Here is a 21206-nt window from a genome sequence, read left to right as displayed (position 1 = left end):
CAGTTCAATTCCCTTCGATCGTAAGCGCCTCGTCGACGAGCGCCTGTTGTTGTGCCTTGTGCTGGCTGGCCAGACCCGTCGCGGGCGAGGCCGAGGTGGCACGGCCGATGTAGCGCGGCCGCTGGTGGGTGGCGTCGATGCGGCCGAGCACCCACTCGATGTTGGGCTCGATGAAGGTCCAGGCGCCCTGGTTCTTGGGCTCTTCCTGGCACCAGATCATCTCGGCGCCCTTGAAGCGTTCCAGTTCCTTCACGAGGCTCAGGGCCGGGAAGGGATAGAACTGCTCGATGCGCAGCAGGTAGACGTCGTCGATGCCACGCGCGTCACGCTCTTCGAGCAGGTCGTAGTAGACCTTGCCCGAGCACATGACGACGCGCTTGATCTTGTCGTCCGCCACGAGCTGGGTGTCCGAATGCCCCTTCTCGGCATCGTCCCAGAGCACGCGGTGGAAGCTCGAGCCGGTGGTGAAGGACTCGGCGTCCGACACCGCGAGCTTGTGCCGCAGGAGCGACTTCGGCGTCATCATGATGAGCGGCTTGCGGTAGCTGCGGTGCAGCTGCCGGCGCAGGATGTGGAAGTAGTTCGCCGGCGTCGAGCAGTTGGCGACGATCATGTTGTCCTGACCGCACATCTGCAGGAAGCGCTCGAGACGGGCCGAGCTGTGCTCGGGGCCCTGGCCCTCGTAGCCATGCGGCAGCAGGCAGACGAGGCCCGACATCCGCAGCCACTTGGATTCACCCGAGCTGATGAACTGGTCGAACATGATCTGCGCGCCGTTGGCGAAGTCGCCGAACTGCGCTTCCCAGAGCACCAGCGCGTTGGGCTCGGCCAGCGAGTAGCCGTACTCGAAGCCGCAGACCGCGTATTCCGAGAGCGCCGAGTCGATGACCTCGTAGCGGGCCTGGCCCTCGCGGATGTGGTTCAGCGGGTAGTAGCGGTCTTCGTTGTCCTGGTTCACCAGGCCGGAATGGCGCTGCGAGAAGGTGCCACGCGTGCTGTCCTGCCCCGAAAGGCGCACCGGGTAGCCTTCGGTCAGCAGCGCGCCGAAGGCCAGCGCCTCGCCGGTCGCCCAGTCGAAGCCGTGGCCGCTGTCGAACATCTTCTTGCGGGCGTCGAGGAAGCGGCCGATGGTCTTGTGCAGCGGGAAGCCGTCGGGAACCGTGGTCAGGCCACGGCCGATCTCTTCCATCGTCTCGGGCTTGATGGCGGTTTCGCCGCGCTGGTAGTTGCCCTCTTTCTGCTTGTCGAGATGCGACCAGCGCCCGTCCAGCCAGTCGGCCTTGTTGGGCTTGTAGGTCTTGCCGTTCTCGAACTCCTCGTTGAGGTAGGACTGGAACTTGGCCTTCATGTCCTCGATCTCGCCCTCGGGGATGAGGCCGTCCTTCACGAGGCGGTCGGTATACAGCGTCAGCGTGGTCTTCTGCTGCTTGATCTTCTTGTACATGACCGGGTTGGTGAACATGGGCTCGTCGCCCTCGTTGTGACCGAACCGGCGGTAGCAGAAGATGTCGATGACCACGTCCTTGCCGAACTTCTGGCGGAACTCGGTCGCGACCTTGGCGGCGTGGACCACGGCCTCGGGGTCGTCACCGTTGACGTGGAAGATCGGTGCCTCGACCACCAGCGCGTTGTCGGTGGGGTAGGGCGACGAGCGCGAGAAGTGCGGCGCGGTGGTGAAACCGATCTGGTTGTTCACGACGATGTGGATGGTGCCGCCGGTGCGGTGACCGCGCAGGCCCGACAGCGCGAAGCACTCGGCCACGACGCCCTGGCCGGCAAAGGCCGCGTCGCCGTGCAGCAGCACCGGCAGGACCGCCGTGCGCTCGATGTCGTTGAGCTGGTCCTGCTTGGCACGGACCTTGCCCAGAACCACCGGGTTCACCGCCTCGAGGTGCGAGGGGTTGGCGGTCAGCGAGAGGTGTACGGTGTTGCCGTCGAACTCGCGGTCCGAGGAGGCGCCGAGGTGGTATTTCACGTCACCCGAGCCGTCGACGTCATCGGGCTTGAAGCTGCCGCCCTGGAACTCGTTGAAGATCGCGCGGTAGGGCTTGTTCAGCACGTTCGCGAGCACGGAAAGACGACCGCGGTGCGGCATGCCCACGACGATCTCCTGGAGACCGAGGTTGCCGCCGCGCTTGATGATCTGCTCCATCGCCGGGATCAGGGATTCCCCCCCGTCTAGGCCGAAGCGCTTGGTGCCCATGTATTTCACATGGAGGAACTTCTCGAAGCCCTCGGCCTCGACCAGCTTGTTGAGGATCGCGCGGCGCCCCTCGCGGGTGAACTTGATCTCGCGGCCGTAGCCCTCGATCCGCTCCTTGAGCCAGGCCGACTGCTCGGGGTCCGAGATGTGCATGTACTGCAGCGCGAAGGTGCCGCAGTAGGTGCGCTTGAGCACGCCCATGATCTCGCGCAACGACGCGATCTGGAGGCCCAGCACGTTGTCGATGAAGATCGGCCGGTCCATGTCGGCATCGGTGAAACCGTAGGCCTTGGGGTCGAGCTCGGGGTGCGGGTCGCGGCCATGCAGGCCCAGCGGGTCGAGATCGGCGGCGAGGTGGCCGCGGATGCGGTGCGCCCGGATGATCATCAGCGCGCGGATCGAATCCAGCACGGCCCGCTTGATCTGGTCATCGGTGAGCGACACGCCCTTCTCGGCGGCCTTGCCCGAGATCTTGCCGGCGGCGCCCTTCGCCTCGGCGGGGACCATCGGCATCGGCCATTCGCCGGTGAGCGCGGCGGTCAGGTCGTCCTCGGGCGCGGGCGGCCAGTCGCGGCGTTCCCACGACGGGCCGGCGGCCTCGGCCTTGACGCTGGTTTCCTCGTCACCGAGCGCCTGGAAGAACTCGGCCCAGGCCGCGTCGACCGCAGAGGGGTCGTTGGCATAGCGGGCATACATCTGTTCGAGGTATTCCGCGTTCGCCCCCTGCATGAAGCTGGAGGCATGGAATTGATCGTTGGGGCTTTGATCCGTCATCGCGAGTCTTCCTTTCTGACCGATCGCTGGAGCAGCAGGAGAGGGACCGCATGTCCGGGTCCCTTTCGTGATGCTCCTCTTCCGTGTCATGCCCGGCAAGGCAAGTGCCGGCGGGCTTACGAATTCGTGTGTGCGGCGGACAGGATTGCCCGCCGCACGAGGATATAGCTCAGCCCTTCATCGCTGCCACGACGGCCTCGCCCAGGGTGGCGGGGCTGTCGGCGACCACGATGCCCGCGGACTTCATGGCTTCGATCTTGGACTCGGCGTCGCCCTTGCCACCGGCGACGATGGCGCCGGCGTGGCCCATGCGGCGGCCCGGAGGGGCGGTGCGGCCGGCGATGAAGCCTGCGGTCGGCTTCCAGCGGCCCTTCTTCTTCTGTTCCTTGATGAACTCGGCGGCCTCTTCCTCGGCGGAACCGCCGATTTCGCCGATCATGATGATCGCTTCGGTCTCGTCGTCGTCGAGGAACATGTCGAGCACGTCGATGTGCTCGGTGCCCTTGATCGGGTCACCGCCGATGCCGACGGCCGACGACTGGCCGAGGCCGAGGTCGGTGGTCTGCTTCACGGCCTCGTAGGTGAGCGTGCCCGAGCGGGACACGACGCCGACCTTGCCGCGCTTGTGGATGTGGCCCGGCATGATGCCGATCTTGCAGGCGTCGGGGGTGATGACGCCCGGGCAGTTCGGGCCGATGAGGCGCGACTTGCTGTCGATCAGCGCACGCTTCACCTTCATCATGTCGAGCACCGGGATGCCCTCGGTGATGCAGACGATCAGCTCGATCTCGGCGTCGATCGCCTCGAGGATGGAGTCCGCTGCGAAGGGCGGCGGCACGTAGATCACCGATGCGTTCGCCTCGGTCTTGTGCACGGCCTCGTGGACCGAGTTGAAGACGGGCAGGCCAAGGTGCTCCTGGCCGCCTTTGCCGGGGGTCACGCCGCCGACCATCTTGGTGCCGTAGGCGATGGCCTGTTCGGAGTGGAAGGTGCCCTGGCTTCCGGTGAAGCCCTGACAGATTACGCGGGTGTTTTCGTCAACGAGTACGGCCATGTCAGTCCTGTCGGATTGGTTTGGGGGATGTCGCGGCCATGTCCGGCCCGGACGTCACGAGGACGAGCCAGGCGCAGGCGGCCACGACGAGGTTGGAAAAGGCCCAGGGCACGAGCACGAGGCTGTCGAGCAGTTCGTGCAGGTCGCGCCCGAGGGCGTATCGGTTGATGTAGAGTGTCGGAACGAGGGCCACCGCCAGCAGGATCCAGGCGCCGGTCCGGCTGGACATGTGCGTGAGCACATAGGCCAGCGCGGGCAGGGCCACGACCCACTGGTAGATCATCAGGCGCGGCATCGCGAGGCTGAGCGACAGGGCGATCAGGCTGTAGAGGTAGGCCGGATCCACCGCGTCGCGGCGCACCGTCTGAACGTAGCGGGCAAGTGCCACCACGGCCACGACGGCCACCAGGCCGAGCCAGATGTCGTTGGCGGTGTCGATGTTCCCGCCCACGAGCGCGAAGCCCGTGCGCAGGGCATTCAGCGCCGAGCCGTTCTGCGGACCGTTGATCCGGTCGCCCGCGGTCATCTCCGCCATCGCCGCCGAAAAGGTCGCCTGGAACTCCGGATGGATCAGGGCGCCAAGCGCGATGACGGCGGCAAAGGCCGCGAGGCCCGCCACGATGAGCACGACCCGCCGGGGCTCGAACCGCTTCAGAAGCAGTCCGAACATCGGTGCGGGCCAGAGCTTCGGCAGCGCCGCGACGGTGACCAGCGCCGTTGCCGGCACAAGCTTCTGCCGGCCGATCAGCATCACGGCGAGCATCAGCAGGGCCGTGATCATCAGCGCCAGCTGACCGGTGCGCAGCACCGCCGCCACCGTTCCGTTGAGCCCGATGGCAAGCAGCGCCATGGTGATCGCAGGGCTTGCCCCGAAGGTCTTCAGGGCGGCCCGGAGCACCACAGCGAGCGCGCCGATCTGCAGGGCGAGCCAGCAGAAATAGGCCGTGGGATACGACAGCAGCGCCAGCGGCGCGAAGGCCCAGAGCATGTAGGGCGCATAGAGGAACGGGTGGTCGTTGGGCGTGAGCCCGAGCTCCCGGGCCCGTCCTTCCAGCAGGTCGAACGCGTAGGGGTCGAGGCCCTCGATGAAGAGATCCGCCCCGATGTAGTAGGCCCGCCAGTCATACTGGTAGTAATCCCAGCCCTTCGCGACCTGCAGCGCCTGAAGCGCGAGCAGAAGCAGCGATCCGAGGATCACCGCCAGCCGCAGAAGATTTGGAAGCCTGTCCGACATGCGTCTATGCCACTCGCCTTACGTATCCGACACTCGGGTCCGTGCTCAGCCCTTGACCGCTTTCACGATCTTCTCGGCACCGTCGGAGAGATTGTCTGCGGCGATCACGTCCAGGCCGGACTCGTTGATGATCTTCTTGCCGAGATCCACGTTGGTGCCCTCGAGGCGGACGACCAGCGGAACCTGCAGGCCGACTTCCTTGACCGCGGCGATGACGCCCTCGGCGATCACGTCGCAGCGCATGATGCCGCCGAAGATGTTCACGAGGATGCCCTTCACGTTCTTGTCGGACGTGATGATCTTGAACGCCTCGGTCACCTTCTCCTTGGTCGCGCCGCCACCCACGTCGAGGAAGTTGGCCGGCTCGCCGCCGTAGAGCTTGATGATGTCCATGGTCGCCATGGCAAGGCCCGCGCCGTTCACCATGCAGCCGATCTCGCCGTCGAGCGCGATGTAGTTCAGGTCGTGCTGCGAGGCTGCGAGTTCCTTGGGGTCTTCCTCGGTCTCGTCACGCAGGCCGACGATGTCGGGATGACGGTAGAGCGCGTTGCTGTCGAAGCCGGCCTTGCAGTCGAGGCACTTGAGGTTGCCGTCGGTGGTCAGGATCAGCGGGTTGATCTCGAGCATCTCCATGTCCTTCTCGACGAACATCCGGTAGAGGTTCGCGAGCAGGTTGGAGCACTGGCGCACGGCCTTGCCTTCGAGACCCAGCGCAAAGGCGACGCGGCGGCCGTGGAAGCCCTGGTAGCCGACGGCGGGATCGATCGAGAACGAGAGGATCTTCTCGGGCGTGTTCGCCGCGACTTCCTCGATGTCCATGCCGCCCTCGGTCGAGCTGACGATCGAGATGCGCGAGGTCACGCGGTCCACGAGCAGGGCAAGGTAGAACTCGGAGGTGATGTCCGAGCCGTCCTCGATGTAGATGCGGTTGACCTGCTTGCCGGCCGGGCCGGTCTGGTGCGTGACCAGCGTGTGGCCGAGCATCCGGTTGGTCTCTTCCGCGGCTTCCTCGACCGACTTCGCAAGGCGGACGCCGCCCTTCTCGCCGGCTTCATGCTCCTTGAAGTGGCCCTTGCCGCGGCCGCCCGCGTGGATCTGCGCCTTGACGACCCAGAGAGGTCCGTCCAGTTCGCCCGCCGCGGTCTTGGCATCGTTCGCGGTCAGCACCACACGACCGTCCGAGACCGGGCAGCCATAGTCACGCAGGAGCGCTTTCGCCTGATATTCGTGGATGTTCATGGAAGACTCTTCCCGTCTTGCTGCGATTTCTCTGCCGGTATACGCACGCATATCGGCTTGCGTTAATCGAAATATCCACGGATCCGTCGAATTGCGAGCAATTTCTGGCCTTTGTGATCACAGTCCCGAAACGTGTGATCACAAAATTTCGCGGTCAACATGCCGCTGCGGAAAATGCCGGCAGACAGGACAGAATCACCTTGCGCGGATGTCCGGCGCTAACGATTGCCGCCCGCTTCAGGGACCTGTAACGAGGATCAAGGCAACGGCACGGAGGGAGCCCGCGTGACAAGATTGGAGATCTTCGGCCCCGACAGGCACGATCCGGAGGCGGTCCCGGTGATCGCGCTGGCCCACAACGAGGCCAACATCCTGCCCGACTTCCTCGCGCACTATCGCAAGATCTGCCGGCCGACCTTCCTGATCGTCGACGACCGCTCGACCGACGGTACCGCCGAGCTGCTGGCCGACCAGCCGGATGTCACCGTGTTCCGGCCGCTGCCGCATTCGCACTTCAAGACCGACAAGGCCGCGTGGCGCGGCGAGATCATGGATGCGCTCTGCGTCGACCGCTGGAGTCTCGTCCCGGACCTTGATGAGCATTTCGTGCCGCCGGTGCCGCTCGAGGATCTTCTCCGCGATGTCGATGCCGAGGGGGCCGAGGTGGTGCTGACGCTCATGGTCGACATGTACGGCGAGATGCCGCTCGCCGATCACGTCTACCCGGACGGTTCGGGCCGGCCCCTGGGCGACCTGTTTCCGTTCTTCGATGCGCCGGCCGATTTCCCCGAGGGCTACATCATGCGCCCGGTGACGCCGAAGGTGCTTGCGGCCAACCCCTCGCCGCCGGTGATCTTCAATGGCGGGGCGCGGCACCGGATCTTCTATCCCAAGCCGCAAGGGGCAGGGCCGCTGGCGCGCTGGGTGGTGCGGCATCGGTTCGGGCTCGACCGGCCGGTGAACGCGCGGCCGTCGTGGCTGGATGTCCGGGTGTCGCGAAAGCTGTTCAGCGGATCGCTCAACTGCACCAAGCTTGGCCTGCTCAAGTGGCAGAAGGGTATGCGTTTTGCCGGCGGACCGCACAAGGCCGACACGCCGCTACGCTGTTCCGAGGCGATTGCCGCCTTCCTGCACTACCCGTTGACCCGTGGACGTGCCGGCGTCGAATACATCGCGCAACGCGGACAGCACGCCGATGACAGCGAGCATTACAAGCGGCTTCTCGATGGGGGGGCGCTGGAGCGCACGCCGGTCTATGACGGGTCGAAGCGCTATGCGGGGCCGGAGAGCCTGCGCGGGCTCATCCGCGGGGTGCCGGGGCGCTAGGCGTGCGCCCCGGCGAAAGCGTCGATCAGGCGAGCGACTCGTCGATGCCCTTGCAGGCGTCGACCAGGCCCTTCACGGCGTTGACCGAGGTGTCGAACATCGCCTGCTCGTCCTTGTTGAGCTTGATGTTCACGATACGCTCGATGCCGCCGGCGCCGATCACGGTGGGCACGCCCACGTACATGTCGGAAACGCCGAGGTCGCCGTCGCAGTAGGCGGCGCAGGGCAGCACGCGCTTCTGGTCCTTGAGGTAGGCTTCCGCCATCTCGATGGCGCTGGTCGCGGGTGCGTAGAAGGCCGAGCCGGTCTTCAGCAGGCCGACGATCTCGGCACCGCCGTCACGGGTGCGCTGAACGATGGCGTCGAGCTTCTCCTGCGTGGTCCAGCCCATGGAAACGAGGTCGGGCAGGGGGATGCCGCCGACGGTCGAGTAGCGGACGCAGGGCACCATGGTGTCGCCGTGGCCGCCGAGCACGAAGGCGGTGACGTCCTTCATGGACACGTCGAATTCGACCGACAGGAAGTGGCGGAAGCGCGCCGAGTCGAGTACGCCGGCCATGCCGCAGACCTTGTTCGCGGGCAGGCCCGAGAACTTCTGCAGGGCCCAGACCATCGCGTCGAGCGGGTTGGTGATGCAGATGACAAAGGCATCCGGAGCGTTGTCGCGGATGCCTTCACCGACGGATTTCATGACCTTGAGGTTGATGCCGAGCAGGTCGTCGCGGCTCATGCCGGGCTTGCGCGGCACACCGGCGGTGACGATGCAGACGTCGGCGCCCGCGATGTCGGCGTAGTCCTGCGTGCCCTTCAGCTTGGCGTCGAAGCCTTCCGAGGGGCCGGATTCCGCAATGTCGAGCGCCTTGCCCTCGGGGGTGCCTTCGGCGATGTCGAAGAGAACGACGTCACCCAGTTCCTTCAGCGCCGCGAGGTGGGCAAGCGTACCGCCAATCTGTCCCGCGCCGATCAGGGCAATCTTGGGTCTGGCCATGGATCTAATCTCCGCTCCATTTGTCAATTCCGACGTTTGCGTAAGGGTTTGCCGTGCCGCGCGCAAGGGTGCTGCAGGGCAGCAACGGGTCCGTCGCCGGAAGGTCAGCCGAGACTGGTTGCGCTAAAGACAGGAAAAACGAAGGGTTAGCTCGCCCCATGCGAGAGACCGGCAGAGCGCGTTTTCAAGAGGCGGAGATGGCCCGTAGCGCAGTCCGAAGGCAGACTACGCTGCATCGCCGCGATTCTGCCGACCGGACCTCGGAGGGCGGTCAGGCGTCGCTTTCCCGCGTCGGCAGAGCCTCGGTCAGGGTGTCGAAGGCCTGTCCGCTGGCGATGAGGCAGGTGAGCCCCGCGACCGTTGTGGCGGTGATCGTCCAGGTGCCCGTTTCATCCGATGCGAAGACCTCGACCAGCGTGTCGGCGCCGTTGAGGCCGATGCTTTGCCGCGTCTCGCCGTACCGTTCGGCGAGCTTCGCGACCACTTGCGCACGCGGAGCGCAGGCTGGGTCGCGGGCCTGCGCGCCATCCGCTGCCAGAAGGAGCGTGGTGGCGGCAAACGTCGCAGTCATGGCCAGTTTCAAGGTCATCGTGTGCCCTTTCTGTCCCGGCGTTGAAAGGCAGTCGCCCTTCGGCGCCGGTGGTGTCCTCGGCCCCATGGTCGCTTCGTGTCCTGTCGGTGCGGAGGTCGCAGTTCCGTCAGGGGTGAGATTGCGGGCAAATGAAGAAGAATTGGTTAATCACGGTCGTTCGCGGCGCGGCAGGTCATGCACCCCTCGCGCCATAGGGGCTGCCTGTGTCGGGGCAGAAAGGGGATTGCACCTTTCGGAAAAAAATGGACACAACGGCGCAACAATATTTCTCAACGGAGGAGACTCATGGATCTCTCGATGCGCCCCTACCGCTCCGTGCTCTATATTCCCGGCTCGAAGGACCGTGCGCTGGACAAGGCGCGCGGGCTCGCCGTGGATGCGATCATCTTCGATCTCGAAGACGCGGTCTCGCCCGGGGAAAAGCCCGCCGCGCGCGAGACGCTGGCCGCAGCGCTGAAACAGGGCGGCTACGGCAAGCGCACGAAGATCGTGCGGATCAACGGGCTCGAGACCGAGTGGGGCGAGGCCGACGCGCGTGCCGCGAACGAGATGGACTGCGATGCCGTGCTTCTGCCCAAGGTCGAGAGCGCCGCGCAGCTCGACGCGCTGGCCAAGCTGACCGACAAGCCGCTCTGGGCGATGATGGAAACGCCCAAGGGGATGCTCAACGCGGCCGAGATCGGCGCACATCCGAAGCTCGCGGGCATGGTGATGGGCACGAACGACCTTGCGAAGGAGCTGAACTCGCGCTTCCGCGCCGACCGGCTGCCGATGATGACCTCGCTCGGGCTGTGCCTGCTGGCGGCCAAGGCGACGGGCTGCGTGATCGTCGATGGCGTCTACAACGCCTTCAAGGACGACGAGGGGCTCAAGGCCGAATGCGACCAGGGGCGCGACATGGGCTTCCACGGCAAGACGCTGATCCACCCCGCCCAGGTCGAGGTGACCAACGCGGCCTTCGCACCGACCGAGACCGAGATCGACCTCGCCCGCCGTCAGATCGCGGCGTTCGAAGAGGCCGAGAAGGCAGGGCAGGGGGTCGCCGTGGTCGATGGCAAGATCGTCGAGAACCTGCACGTGGCGACCGCGCAGGCGCTGCTTGCCAAGGCCGATGCCATTGCCGCCATGGGAGAATGATCGCAGGGTGCGCGAGAGCTTACGGACAAGGAACCTCTCATGATCCTCTTGATTCTCGGCGTCGCGCTCTGGTGGGCGGCGCATCTCTTCAAACGCGCCGCGCCCGGGCCGCGCGCTGCCATGGGCAGAAAGGCCAAGGGCGGCGTCGCGGTGGCCCTGGTCGTGTCGATCCTGCTGATGATCTTCGGCTATCGCATGGCCGAGGGCGCGTTCTTCTGGGGGCGCCATCCCGCGACGGTGGGCATCAACAACCTGATGATGCTGGCCGCACTCTACTTCACCTCGCCGGGCCCGAAGAAGGGCGCGCTGTTCTACCGGATGCGGCATCCGATGCTCACGGGCTTCCTGCTCTGGGCGCTGGCGCATCTTCTGGTGAACGGCGACGTGCCGTCCTTCGTGCTGTTCGGCGGTCTGGGTGTCTGGGCCATCGTCGAGATGGTTGTCATCAACCGCGCCGAGCCGGACTGGACGCGGCCCGCCAAGGGCAGCATCGGCAAGGATGCGATGTTCGCGGCGATCAGCGTGCTGCTGCTGCTGGTGATCGGCATGATCCACACGTGGCTCGGCTACCCGACCTTTGGATAATGGACGGATAACGACATGAAACTCTATCGCTTTCTCTCCGAGGACGACACCTCGGCCTTCTGCCACAAGGTCACCGCGGCGCTGAACAAGGGCTGGGAGCTGCACGGCGAGCCCACCTATGCCTTCGATGCCGCGAACGGCGTCATGCGCTGCGGCCAGGCGGTGGTGAAGGAGGTCGAGGGAACCTACGCCCCCGAGATCAAACTGGGAGACTACTGATGGCCAAGACCAATCCGGGTCGCTTCTTCGAAGACTACAGCATCGGTCAGGTGATCGATCACGCGGTGCCGCGCACCGTGTCCGGGGGCGAGCGCGCGCTCTACCACGCGCTCTACCCGTCGCGGCACGCGCTCTACTCGTCGGACGCCTTCGCGCAGGCCTGCGGGCTGCCGGCGGCGCCGATCGACGATCTGGCCGCGTTCCACGTGGTGTTCGGCAAGACCGTCCCGGATGTGTCGCTCAATGCGGTGGCGAACCTCGGTTACGCCGAAGGGCGCTGGCTCAAGCCGGTCTACCCGGGCGACACCCTGCGGTCGTCGTCCGAGGTGATCGGTCTCAAGCAGAACTCGAACGGCAAGACCGGCGTGGTCTACGTGCGCACGCGCGGGATGAACCAGCGCGACGAGACCGTGATGGAATATTGCCGCTGGGTGATGGTCCGCAAGCATGACCTTGACGCGCCTGCGCCGGAGACCGTGCTGCCGGATCTCAAGAGCGTGCTCGCGCCCGAAGACCTCGTGATCCCCGAGGGGCTGAGCTTCGCGGACTACGATTTCACGCTGGCGGGCGAGCCGCACCGCTGGGGCGACTACGAGGTGGGCGAGACCATCGACCACGTCGATGGCGTCACCATCGAGGAAGCCGAGCACATGATGGCGACGCGCCTCTGGCAGAACACCGCCAAGGTGCATTTCGACGCGACCTTCCGCCCGGACGGGCAGCGGCTGATCTACGGCGGGCACGTGATCTCGATGGCCCGGGCGCTGTCCTTCAACGGGCTGGCCAACGCGCAGATGATCGTGGGTCTGAACGGCGGGGCCCATGCCAACCCCTGCTTCTCGGGCGACACCGTGAAGGCCTGGACCGAAGTGCTGGACAAGGCCGAGACGCCTGCGCCGGGCGTGGGTGCGCTGCGGCTGCGGCTGGTCGCGACCAAGGGCGGCGCGCCGTTCGAGCTCAAGGGGGAGGACGGCAAGTACCTGCCGGGCGTCCTGCTCGATCTCGACTACTGGGCATTGATCCCCACCTGAGCTCCCGCGCGCCATCCCCGGCGCGCCCGGGTTTCCTTGGCGTCTCTCTTCGTGGGCGATTATGCTTCGCTCACGGAGGAGATTCGTTCGGAAACCCGAGGGCTGCGTGATGACCGATATCCTGACCTTGCCGCATGGCACGAATGACGTTCTGGACATGCCCGCGAACCGCATCCCCGATGCGATCAGCGCGCTGGTGAAACGGCGCGAGTTCAGCGGGCTCGTATCCAGCATCCACGAGGACATGCGCTCCGGCGATGCGGGGCGCCGCGAACGCGGCGCGCGGGCACTCGAAAGGCTCGGCTTCGCCGAGTGACCGCTTGGCAGGGCAACGACGCGCTCGTTGCCCGGGCCGGCCACGAAAGAATCAACAATTTCGATATTTCCGCGCCGCAGAATGTTAGCGTGGCAAATGTGATCACAGTTTTCAGCGTGTGATCACACCTCACGCCTATTTTTTCGAAAAGCGACCAAAAATCGCGCCCGCCATGCGCGCACTCTGGTGACAGGAGGGCGAAAAACCCGCTAGAACCCGGTCACAAGGGAACCGAAAGGACTAGCCATGGCCGAAGCGAAACGGATCGAGCGCCCGCTCTCCCCCTTCATGTTCGTGCAATACTACCGCCTCCAGCTCACCGCCGTGAGCTCGGTGCTGATCAGGATCACCGGCAACGCGCTGATGGTCGCGGTCTTTCTGCTGATCTGGTGGCTGCTGGCGCTCGCCGCCGGGCCGGAATATTTCGAGACCGCCGAATGGTGGATCACCTCGTACCTTGGCGATCTCGTGATGTTCGGGTCGCTCTGGGCGATCTGGTATCACTTCCTCGGCGGACTGCGTCACCTCTATTTCGACGCGGGCAAGGGGCTCGAGCTCGAGACCGCCGAGAAGCTCGGCTGGGTCTGCGTCTACGGGTCGGTCGTGCTCACGATCCTCTCCGTCATCATCATCTGGCTCTGAGGGAGGCAAGTACCCATGCAATACCTGACAGACCGCAAGCGCGCCGTCGGCAAGGGCTCGGCCCACTCCGGGGCGGAACACCACTGGTTCATGATCGTCAGTTCCGTCGCGCTGGCCATCATGGTGCCGATCTGGATCTTCATCTTCGGCAACGCGCTGGGCTCGGGCTACGAGGCGTCGCTCGCGACCATGTCGCGCCCCTTCCCGGCGATCCTGACCGGGCTCATGCTGGTGGTGGGGATGCTCCACTTCCACAAGGGCGGACGCGTGATGATCGAGGATTACACCGCGGGCACCACCCGCAAGGTGCTGATCATGGCCTACGTCGCCTTTTCCTACGTGATGATCGCCTGCGGGCTTTTCGCGCTCGTCAAGATCGCGCTCTGAGACAGAAAGACCAGGATAATGGCTGCATACGAATACGAGACGCATAACTATGACGTCGTGGTCGTGGGGGCCGGCGGCGCCGGCCTGCGTGCCACGCTCGGCATGGCAGAGCAGGGGCTGCGCACGGCCTGCGTGACCAAGGTCTTCCCGACCCGGTCCCACACCGTCGCAGCGCAGGGCGGTATCGCCGCCTCGCTGTCGAACATGGGCCCGGACAACTGGCAGTGGCACATGTACGACACCGTGAAGGGGTCGGACTGGCTTGGCGACACCGACGCGATGGAATACCTCGCGCGATCGGCGCCCGCCGCGGTCTACGAGCTCGAGCACTACGGCGTGCCGTTCTCGCGCACCGAAGAGGGCAAGATCTACCAGCGCCCCTTCGGCGGTCACACCACCGAGTTCGGTGAAGGCCCGCCGGTGCAGCGCACCTGCGCCGCCGCCGACCGGACAGGCCACGCGATCCTGCACACGCTCTACGGCCAGTCGCTGAAGAACAACGCCGAGTTCTACATCGAGTATTTCGCCATCGACCTCATCATGTCCGAAGACGGCGTGTGCCAGGGCGTGGTCTGCTGGAAGCTCGACGACGGTACCTTCCACGTCTTCAACGCCAAGATGGTCGTGCTGGCCACCGGCGGCTACGGGCGCGCCTATTTCTCGGCGACCTCGGCACACACCTGCACCGGCGACGGCGGCGGCATGGTGGCCCGCGCAGGGCTGGCAATGCAGGACATGGAATTCGTGCAGTTCCACCCCACTGGCATCTACGGCTCGGGCTGCCTCATCACCGAGGGCGCACGGGGCGAGGGCGGCTACCTCACCAACTCCGAGGGCGAGCGCTTCATGGAGCGCTACGCACCGACCTACAAGGACCTCGCGCCGCGTGACTACGTCTCGCGCTCGATGACCATGGAGATCCGCGAAGGCCGTGGCGTGGGCGAGCATGGCGATCACATCCACCTCAACCTGTCGCACCTGCCCGCCGAGGCGCTGGCCGAGCGACTTCCGGGCATCTCAGAGTCGGCGAAGATCTTTGCCGGCGTGGATGTCACGAAAGAGCCGATCCCGGTGCTGCCGACGGTGCACTACAACATGGGCGGCATTCCGACCAACTACTGGGGCGAGGTGCTGAACCCGACCGCCGAAAATCCCAACGCCGTCGTGCCGGGCCTGATGGCCGTGGGCGAGGCGGGCTGTGCGTCGGTTCACGGGGCAAACCGCCTTGGCTCCAACTCGCTGATCGACCTCGTGGTCTTCGGCCGCGCCGCCGCGATCCGCGCCGGCGAGGTGGTCGACCGGGCCGCTGGCAAGGCCACGCCGAACCAGGCGTCGGTCGACAAGGCCTTCGACCGGTTCGACACGGTCCGCAACGCCGAGGGCGGCACGCCGACGGCAGAGCTGCGGCTCGAGATGCAGAAGACCATGCAGGAAGACGCGGCGGTCTTCCGGACCGACAAGACCCTCAAGGAGGGCGTCGAGAAGATGACCGCCATCGCGGGCAAGCTTTCGGACCTGAAGGTCACCGACCGGACGCTGATCTGGAACTCGGACCTGATGGAGTCGCTCGAGCTGACCAACCTGATGCCCAACGCGCTGGCCACCATCGTCGGTGCGGAGGCGCGCAAGGAGAGCCGCGGGGCGCACGCCCACGAGGACTACCCCGAGCGCGACGACGACAACTGGCGGGTGCACACCATCAGCCGGGTCGACGGCAACGACGTCGCCCTCAGCCACCGCCCGGTGGTGCTCGATCCGCTGACCAAGGAAGATGCCGGCGGCATCAGCCTCGCCAAGATCGCGCCGAAGGCCCGGACGTTCTGATGCGGACGGGTGGTCTCGTCGCTCTTGGTCTCCTGTCCGGCTGCGCTGTGCTTCAGCCCGAGCCGGTCGGCACCACCCTTGCGCGCGAGACCGCCCGTTCCGCCGTCGCCCCGGCGGTCTCGAAACTGGCCCCGGGCACGCCGGTTGACCGCGCGGTCGACTGCGTCATGTCCTATGCCAGCCGCGGCCAGGTCGAGGCGCTGGCCCAGAACTCGGCGCTCGGTCAGCCCGAGCTCAACGACGATATCGTGACCGATATCATCTATACCGACGGGACCCGCGCCTGCCTGCGCGGGAACCCTTTGCACTGGCTGCTCTTCTAGGAGACCCCGTTTTGCGCAAGGCCCTCATCCTCTCGCTGCTCCTCGCCGCCTGCTCACCGCAGAGCCAGGACCAGATCGCACGATCGGCTGCCAAGTCGACCGTGTCCCGGGTGGTGGCCGAGCAGTTCCCCGGGGTGCCCGTGCAGCCGTCCATCGACTGCATCATCGACAATGCCAGCGCGACGCAGATCTACGCGCTCGCCGCCGACAGCGTCACCGGCCCGACGGCAAGCACCGTCGAAGTGGTGCGCGACATCGTGCAGCGGCCCGAAACCATCAGGTGCCTGTCCACGCAAGGGCTGGCAGCGCTGATGGGCTAGGGGGCGCGATGGGCATTCAGAACAACCTGACCCGCATCATGGTCCGCGCCCTCGAGCGACAGGGCTACCATGTGTCGCCCAACCGGATGATGGGGGATCGGTTTCGCACGCTCGTGCCTAGCCCGGACATGGTCATCGACGTCGGCGTGGGGCCGGGCACGCCCTGGCTCTACGGCGCCTTTCCGGAGCTGCCGTTCCTGCTTGTCGATCCGATGGTCGAGGCGAAGGCGCAGGTGGCGGAAACCTATCCGGCCCTTGCCTCCGAGTTCTTCGCCACCGCCCTGGGCGAGGCCGAAGGCAGCGTCACGCTGAACATTCCGCACAAGCGGGGCGTGGCGCATGGGCCGATGGCCAGCATTTTCAACCGGTCCGACAGCCTGATGTCCAAGGTCACCGGCTTCGACAAGCGCGAGGTTCCGGTCACCACGCTCGATGCCCTTGTCGGCGAGCGGAGCGGCCGCTTCGGTCTCAAGATCGATGCCGAGGGAGCCGAGACCCAGGTTCTCAGGGGCGCCGCGCGCACCCTCGAACGTTGTGATTTCGTCGTTGTCGAACTGTCGCTCTCGCAACGCTTCGACGAGGTCGAGGCGCCCTCGACCGTCATTTCCCTGCTGGCCGAGGCAGGGCTGGAATTCCGCGATGTGCTGGAGATGAACGGCGAGACCGCCGCGCTCTCGCCCCGGCACATCGACGCACTCTTCACCCGCTGGCCCGCCCGGCAGAACATTCACTAGGCATGTGTTGCCATCTGCACAGATCCAGACAGGAGTCAGAGCATGGTTCAATTCACACTCCCCAAGAACTCCCGCATCCGCACCGGCAAGACGTGGCCGAAGCCGGACGGCGCGACCAACGTCCGGGCGTTCAAGATCTACCGCTGGAACCCGGAAGACGGCGAGAACCCCCGTGTCGACACCTACCATCTCGACATGGACAAGTGCGGCCCGATGGTTCTGGACGCGCTCATCAAGATCAAGAACGAGATCGACCCGACGCTGACCTTCCGCCGCTCCTGCCGTGAGGGCATCTGCGGCTCCTGCGCGATGAACATCGACGGGATCAACACGCTGGCCTGCATCTATGGTCTCGACGAGATCAAGGGCGACGTGAAGATCTACCCGCTGCCGCACATGCCGGTGGTCAAGGACCTCATCCCCGACCTCACGCATTTCTACGCGCAGCACGCGTCGATCATGCCGTGGCTCGAGACCAAGACCAACCGCCCCGAGAAGGAGTGGAAGCAGTCCATCGAGGATCGAAAGAAGCTCGACGGTCTCTATGAATGCGTCATGTGCGCGTCCTGCTCGACCGCCTGCCCGAGCTACTGGTGGAACTCCGACCGTTACCTCGGACCGGCAGCGCTGCTGCACGCCTACCGCTGGATCATCGACAGCCGTGACGAAGCGACCGCCGAGCGTCTCGACCAGCTCGAGGATCCGTTCAAGCTGTATCGCTGCCACACGATCATGAACTGCACCAAGACCTGCCCGAAGGGTCTGAACCCGGCGAAGTCCATCGCCGAGATCAAGAAGATGATGCTCGAGCGTCACGTGTGAAACGTTCGGGCTTCGGCCCGGTATCGCTCTTTTTCCGGAACGCCGCCCCCTCGCAGGGCGGCGTTTCGCGTTCTACCTCACCCTGAACCGGTCGACCGTTGCACACCATGCATCCCCCGTTTGCAGCAACGGGGGGTGTGCTGCGCTGCAGCAAGGGCTATGTGGGATGGCAAGGGGAGGAACGACGGACGACAACCGAAAGGCCACCCGATGCAAGAGCAGACCAAAACCCAGACCGCCGCAGCCGAAGCCCTCGCAGCGCTCGATCAATGCTACGCCTACTACCAGCCCGAGCCGGTCCTGGTGAAGGACGCGGATCGCAGCATCGAGGACGACAGCAACGGTTTTGCTTACTACCGCGCCGCCTGAGCGCTGGTTCGAAAGGCACGTCGGACTAGGTAACCCCTCATGACCAGACCGACATTCCCGAGAGGCCGGCCGTGCTAGGTGCGGTCGGCCTTCTTATCGTCTTCACGGCCCTCGTGATCTTCAACATGAAGAACAAGGGGCGCCGCCAGTGCCGCTGGCGCGAATACCGGCACGCCGAAGGCACCCGCTACACCTGCGTCCAGTGCGGCGCCGTGGTCGAGGGCGAGCGCGGATCGCCACCCCGGATCTGCATGAGGGGCAGCTCGAAAAGCGCCTGAGACCGCCCCCGAAAATTTCTGCTTCGAGCCGAAAATTTTCTCTTGATCGAATCCGCCTTCGGCCTCATATGCGCGATGAAAGACGCCAACGCACGCGCCTCTGTCGAGGTGGGCAATTCCACACCCACGCGGTTACGTAGCGACGGTAACGTCTCCCTTGGAACTGAGCGGTCTGTGCCGGGAAACCGGAATGGCCGGGTCTGATTGGAGATGACCAATGAACGCATACGTGACCGGGCTCGCTGCCCGTCAAACTCCTGTCTTCGTCGCAAACGTCGCCGAGAAGCCTGCCGAGCAGCAGCTTTCCCGCGCCGAGGCGTACATCCGCGCGCATGAGTTCGTCCGTCCGACGCTCGTCATCGACACCCAGGCCGTCGCGCGCCAGTATGCCGCGCTCGCACAGGGGCTCGGCCGTGCCCGCATCCACTACGCGGTGAAGGCCAACCCGGCGCCCGAGATCCTCCGCACGCTGACCCGCCTCGGCTCGAACTTCGATGCCGCGTCGCGCACCGAGGTCGCCATGTGCATGGCTGCCGGCGCGTCGACCGACCGCATCTCCTTCGGCAACACCGTCAAGAAGGTCTCGGACATCGCCTGGGCCCACCGCCAGGGCGTGACCCTCTTCGCCGCCGACGCCGAGCAGGAGCTCGAGAAGATCGCCGAGCACGCCCCGGGCGCGCGCGTCTACATCCGCGTGATCGTCGAGAACTGCGAGGCCGACTGGCCGCTCACCCGCAAGTTCGGCTGCGCCCGCGACAAGGTGCTCGACCTCTTCGCCATGGCGAAAGAGCTCGGCCTCGCGCCCGTCGGTCTGTCGTTCCACGTGGGCTCGCAGACCCGCCGCGCTGCCATGTGGGCGCCGGTGCTCGACCAGGTCGCCGCCATCTGGCGCGCCGCGCAGGACGCCGGTCACGAGATGACGCTGCTCAACATCGGCGGCGGCTTCCCGGCCTTCTACGGCCAGCCCGTCGAGGCACCCGCGAGCTACGCGGCCGACGTCATGACCCTCGTGCACGAGCGCTTCGGCGACGTGGCCGAGGTGATGGCCGAGCCGGGCCGTGGTCTCGTCGCCGAGGCCGGCGCCATCGCCGCCGAGGTGCTGCTTGTCTCGAAGAAGACCGACAACGACCTGCACCGCTGGGTGTATCTCGATATCGGCAAGTTCTCGGGCCTTGCGGAGACCATGGAAGAGGCCATCCGCTACCAGTTCCTCACCGACCGTGACGACGATGAAATGGGCGCCTGCATCCTCGCCGGCCCGTCCTGCGACAGCGCCGACGTGCTCTACGAGAAGCGCCCGGTCGAACTGCCGCTCGGCCTGCGTGCCGGCGATCGCATCGTCATCCGCAACTGCGGCGCCTACACCTCGACCTACGCCTCGGTCGGCTTCAACGGCTTTCCTCCGCTCGACGTGATTGCGATCTGAGGAGGAACGGACCCCATCACTCGCGGACCCCGGCCGGGCACCCTGTGCCCGGCCGTTTTTCATTTTCCGCGACCGGCGCACCCGCACAGTGCACCACAAGATGCTGTCCTGCATGGACATCCCCCGCTTTTCCGTTAACCCTTGCACCCAAGGCCGGACGCAGAGCCGGCAGGGGATGACAGGGAAGACGAGGGAGACCCGCAGGATGTCCATGAAATCGCTGCTCGCCGCCGCGAGCCTGGTGGCGATGGCCGCCACCGCGCAGGCCGAGGTCAAGATCGGCATGATCACCACGCTGTCGGGTGGGGGCGCGAGCCTCGGTGTCGACACACGCGACGGCTTCATGCTGGCGATGGAGGCCGCCGGGCGCGACGACGTCGAGATCATCATCGAGGACGACCAGCGCAAGCCCGACGTGGCGGTGCAGCTTGCGGACAAGATGATCCAGTCCGACAAGGTCGACATCCTCACCGGTATCGTGTGGTCCAACCTCGCCATGGCCGTGGTGCCCGCCGCCACCGCGCAGGGGAAATTCTACCTGTCGACCAACGCCGCGCCGGCGCAGCTGGCGGGCCGGGGCTGCGACCCGAACTACTTCTCGGTGAGCTACCAGAACGACAACCTGCACGAGGCCGCCGGCGCCTTTGCCAAGTCGGAGGGCTACCAGAAGCCTTTCATCATGGCGCCGAACTACCCGGCCGGGAAGGACAGCCTCAACGGCTTCAAGCGCTTCTACGGCGGTGAGCTCGCGGGCGAGGTCTACACCCAGCTCGGCCAGACCGACTATGCCGCCGAGATCGCGCAGATCCGCGCGTCGGGCGCCGACAGCATCTTCTTCTTCCTGCCCGGCGGCATGGGGATCTCGTTCCTCAAGCAATATGCCGACAGTGGCGTCGAACTCCCCGTGATGGGGCCGGCGTTCTCCTTCGACCAAGGGATCCTGCAGGCCGTGGGCGAGGCCGCGCTTGGCGTGAAGAACGGCTCGAACTGGTCCAAGGACATCGACAACGCCGCCAACGCGGCCTTTGTCGAGGGCTTCCAGGAGAAGTACGACCGCCTGCCGTCGCTCTACGCGGCCTATGGCTACGACACGGCGAACCTGCTGCTCTCGGCGCTCGACAAGGCCGAGCCCTCGGAGGCAGAGGCCTTCCGCGCGGCACTGAAGGAAGCCGACTTCGACAGCGTACGCGGCGATTTCGCCTTCGATACAAACCAGCACCCGATCCAGGACATCTACATCCGCGAGGTCATCAAGGAAGGCGACGTCTACACCAACAAGATCGTCGCCACCGCGCTCGAGGACCGCTCGTCGGCCTATGTCGACGAGTGCTCGATGAACTGATGCGACGGGGCTCCGCACAAGCGGGGCCCTGCCACGACGAA

General features: G+C 65.7%; 23 protein-coding genes. 17 read left to right on the top strand and 6 right to left on the bottom strand.

What is annotated here, in order from left to right:
• Positions 1–4 precede the first annotated feature (4 nt).
• From D6860_RS05200 to sucC, 4 genes are all read right to left on the bottom strand, one after another.
• A complete protein-coding gene (locus D6860_RS05200) occupies positions 5–2977 on the bottom strand; it encodes a 2-oxoglutarate dehydrogenase E1 component (RefSeq protein WP_076622458.1) in 2973 nt (990 codons plus the stop codon).
• A 169-nt stretch (positions 2978–3146) separates the two neighbouring features.
• Entirely contained in the window at positions 3147–4031 is an 885-nt protein-coding gene (gene sucD / locus D6860_RS05195) for a succinate--CoA ligase subunit alpha (protein ID WP_076622457.1), read from the bottom strand.
• Between the two features lies 1 nt (position 4032).
• Positions 4033–5265: a glycosyltransferase family 87 protein gene (locus tag D6860_RS05190; protein WP_076622456.1), complete on the bottom strand. Its 1233-nt coding sequence runs from the start codon at positions 5263–5265 to the stop codon at positions 4033–4035.
• Between the two features lie 45 nt (positions 5266–5310).
• The gene (gene sucC / locus D6860_RS05185; RefSeq protein ID WP_076622455.1) at positions 5311–6504 is read right to left on the bottom strand and encodes an ADP-forming succinate--CoA ligase subunit beta; all 1194 of its coding nucleotides are present in this window, start codon (positions 6502–6504) and stop codon (positions 5311–5313) included.
• Positions 6505–6789: 285 nt separating this feature from the next.
• Between sucC and D6860_RS05180 the strand changes: the two genes are divergently transcribed.
• The gene (locus D6860_RS05180) at positions 6790–7830 is read left to right on the top strand and encodes a glycosyltransferase family 2 protein (protein WP_157895867.1); all 1041 of its coding nucleotides are present in this window, start codon (positions 6790–6792) and stop codon (positions 7828–7830) included.
• A gap of 25 nt (positions 7831–7855) precedes the next feature.
• On the opposite strand, the gene mdh is transcribed toward D6860_RS05180, so the two are convergent.
• Both mdh and D6860_RS05170 read right to left on the bottom strand, forming a co-directional pair.
• Positions 7856–8818 (bottom strand): malate dehydrogenase, encoded by a 963-nt coding sequence (gene mdh / locus D6860_RS05175; RefSeq protein WP_076622453.1) that lies wholly within the window; start codon positions 8816–8818, stop codon positions 7856–7858.
• A 271-nt stretch (positions 8819–9089) separates the two neighbouring features.
• Positions 9090–9407: a hypothetical protein gene (locus D6860_RS05170; protein ID WP_017467636.1), complete on the bottom strand. Its 318-nt coding sequence runs from the start codon at positions 9405–9407 to the stop codon at positions 9090–9092.
• Positions 9408–9695: 288 nt separating this feature from the next.
• Here D6860_RS05170 and D6860_RS05165 point away from each other — a divergent pair, with 288 nt between their 5' ends.
• From D6860_RS05165 to D6860_RS05095, 16 genes are all read left to right on the top strand, one after another.
• A complete protein-coding gene (locus tag D6860_RS05165) occupies positions 9696–10547 on the top strand; it encodes an HpcH/HpaI aldolase/citrate lyase family protein (protein WP_017467637.1) in 852 nt (283 codons plus the stop codon).
• Positions 10548–10586: 39 nt separating this feature from the next.
• The gene (locus D6860_RS05160) at positions 10587–11132 is read left to right on the top strand and encodes an NnrU family protein (protein ID WP_076622452.1); all 546 of its coding nucleotides are present in this window, start codon (positions 10587–10589) and stop codon (positions 11130–11132) included.
• A gap of 15 nt (positions 11133–11147) precedes the next feature.
• Entirely contained in the window at positions 11148–11351 is a 204-nt protein-coding gene (locus D6860_RS05155; protein ID WP_017468168.1) for a DUF1737 domain-containing protein, read from the top strand.
• On the top strand, positions 11351–12382 hold the full coding sequence (locus tag D6860_RS05150; protein WP_017468169.1) for a MaoC family dehydratase: 1032 nt from the start codon (positions 11351–11353) through the stop codon (positions 12380–12382). Before D6860_RS05155 ends, D6860_RS05150 begins: the two co-directional genes overlap by 1 nt.
• 109 nt (positions 12383–12491) lie before the next feature.
• Positions 12492–12698 carry a hypothetical protein gene (locus D6860_RS05145; RefSeq protein ID WP_017468170.1) on the top strand — a complete coding sequence of 69 codons (207 nt, stop codon included), beginning with the start codon at positions 12492–12494 and terminating at the stop codon, positions 12696–12698.
• Between the two features lie 246 nt (positions 12699–12944).
• Positions 12945–13340, top strand: a complete 396-nt coding sequence (gene sdhC, locus D6860_RS05140; protein WP_076622451.1) for a succinate dehydrogenase, cytochrome b556 subunit — start codon at positions 12945–12947, stop codon at positions 13338–13340.
• A gap of 15 nt (positions 13341–13355) precedes the next feature.
• The gene (gene sdhD, locus D6860_RS05135; RefSeq protein ID WP_076622450.1) at positions 13356–13727 is read left to right on the top strand and encodes a succinate dehydrogenase, hydrophobic membrane anchor protein; all 372 of its coding nucleotides are present in this window, start codon (positions 13356–13358) and stop codon (positions 13725–13727) included.
• Positions 13728–13745: 18 nt separating this feature from the next.
• Positions 13746–15551, top strand: coding sequence for a succinate dehydrogenase flavoprotein subunit (sdhA, locus tag D6860_RS05130; protein WP_076622449.1), 1806 nt, complete (start codon positions 13746–13748; stop codon positions 15549–15551).
• Entirely contained in the window at positions 15551–15874 is a 324-nt protein-coding gene (locus tag D6860_RS05125) for a hypothetical protein (protein ID WP_017468494.1), read from the top strand. Before sdhA ends, D6860_RS05125 begins: the two co-directional genes overlap by 1 nt.
• An 11-nt stretch (positions 15875–15885) precedes the next feature.
• On the top strand, positions 15886–16194 hold the full coding sequence (locus tag D6860_RS05120) for a hypothetical protein (RefSeq protein ID WP_017468495.1): 309 nt from the start codon (positions 15886–15888) through the stop codon (positions 16192–16194).
• 8 nt (positions 16195–16202) lie between these two features.
• Positions 16203–16928, top strand: a complete 726-nt coding sequence (locus D6860_RS05115; RefSeq protein ID WP_017468496.1) for an FkbM family methyltransferase — start codon at positions 16203–16205, stop codon at positions 16926–16928.
• A gap of 42 nt (positions 16929–16970) precedes the next feature.
• The gene (locus D6860_RS05110; RefSeq protein ID WP_076622447.1) at positions 16971–17750 is read left to right on the top strand and encodes a succinate dehydrogenase iron-sulfur subunit; all 780 of its coding nucleotides are present in this window, start codon (positions 16971–16973) and stop codon (positions 17748–17750) included.
• A 210-nt stretch (positions 17751–17960) separates the two neighbouring features.
• Positions 17961–18119 (top strand): hypothetical protein, encoded by a 159-nt coding sequence (locus D6860_RS25185; RefSeq protein ID WP_164845630.1) that lies wholly within the window; start codon positions 17961–17963, stop codon positions 18117–18119.
• 71 nt (positions 18120–18190) lie between these two features.
• Positions 18191–18397, top strand: coding sequence for a hypothetical protein (locus D6860_RS05105; RefSeq protein ID WP_017468847.1), 207 nt, complete (start codon positions 18191–18193; stop codon positions 18395–18397).
• Between the two features lie 217 nt (positions 18398–18614).
• Complete coding sequence (locus D6860_RS05100) at positions 18615–19823, top strand: type III PLP-dependent enzyme (RefSeq protein ID WP_076622446.1); 1209 nt, start codon at positions 18615–18617, stop codon at positions 19821–19823.
• Positions 19824–20028: 205 nt separating this feature from the next.
• Positions 20029–21165, top strand: coding sequence for an ABC transporter substrate-binding protein (locus D6860_RS05095; protein ID WP_179949483.1), 1137 nt, complete (start codon positions 20029–20031; stop codon positions 21163–21165).
• The last annotated feature ends 41 nt before the right edge of the window (positions 21166–21206 follow it).

Origin of the sequence: Salipiger sp. D13, from assembly GCF_003703915.1 — a bacterium.
In the GTDB taxonomy this organism is placed as follows: domain Bacteria; phylum Pseudomonadota; class Alphaproteobacteria; order Rhodobacterales; family Rhodobacteraceae; genus Salipiger; species Salipiger profundus.
This window is presented reverse-complemented; position numbering and strand designations above follow the sequence as displayed.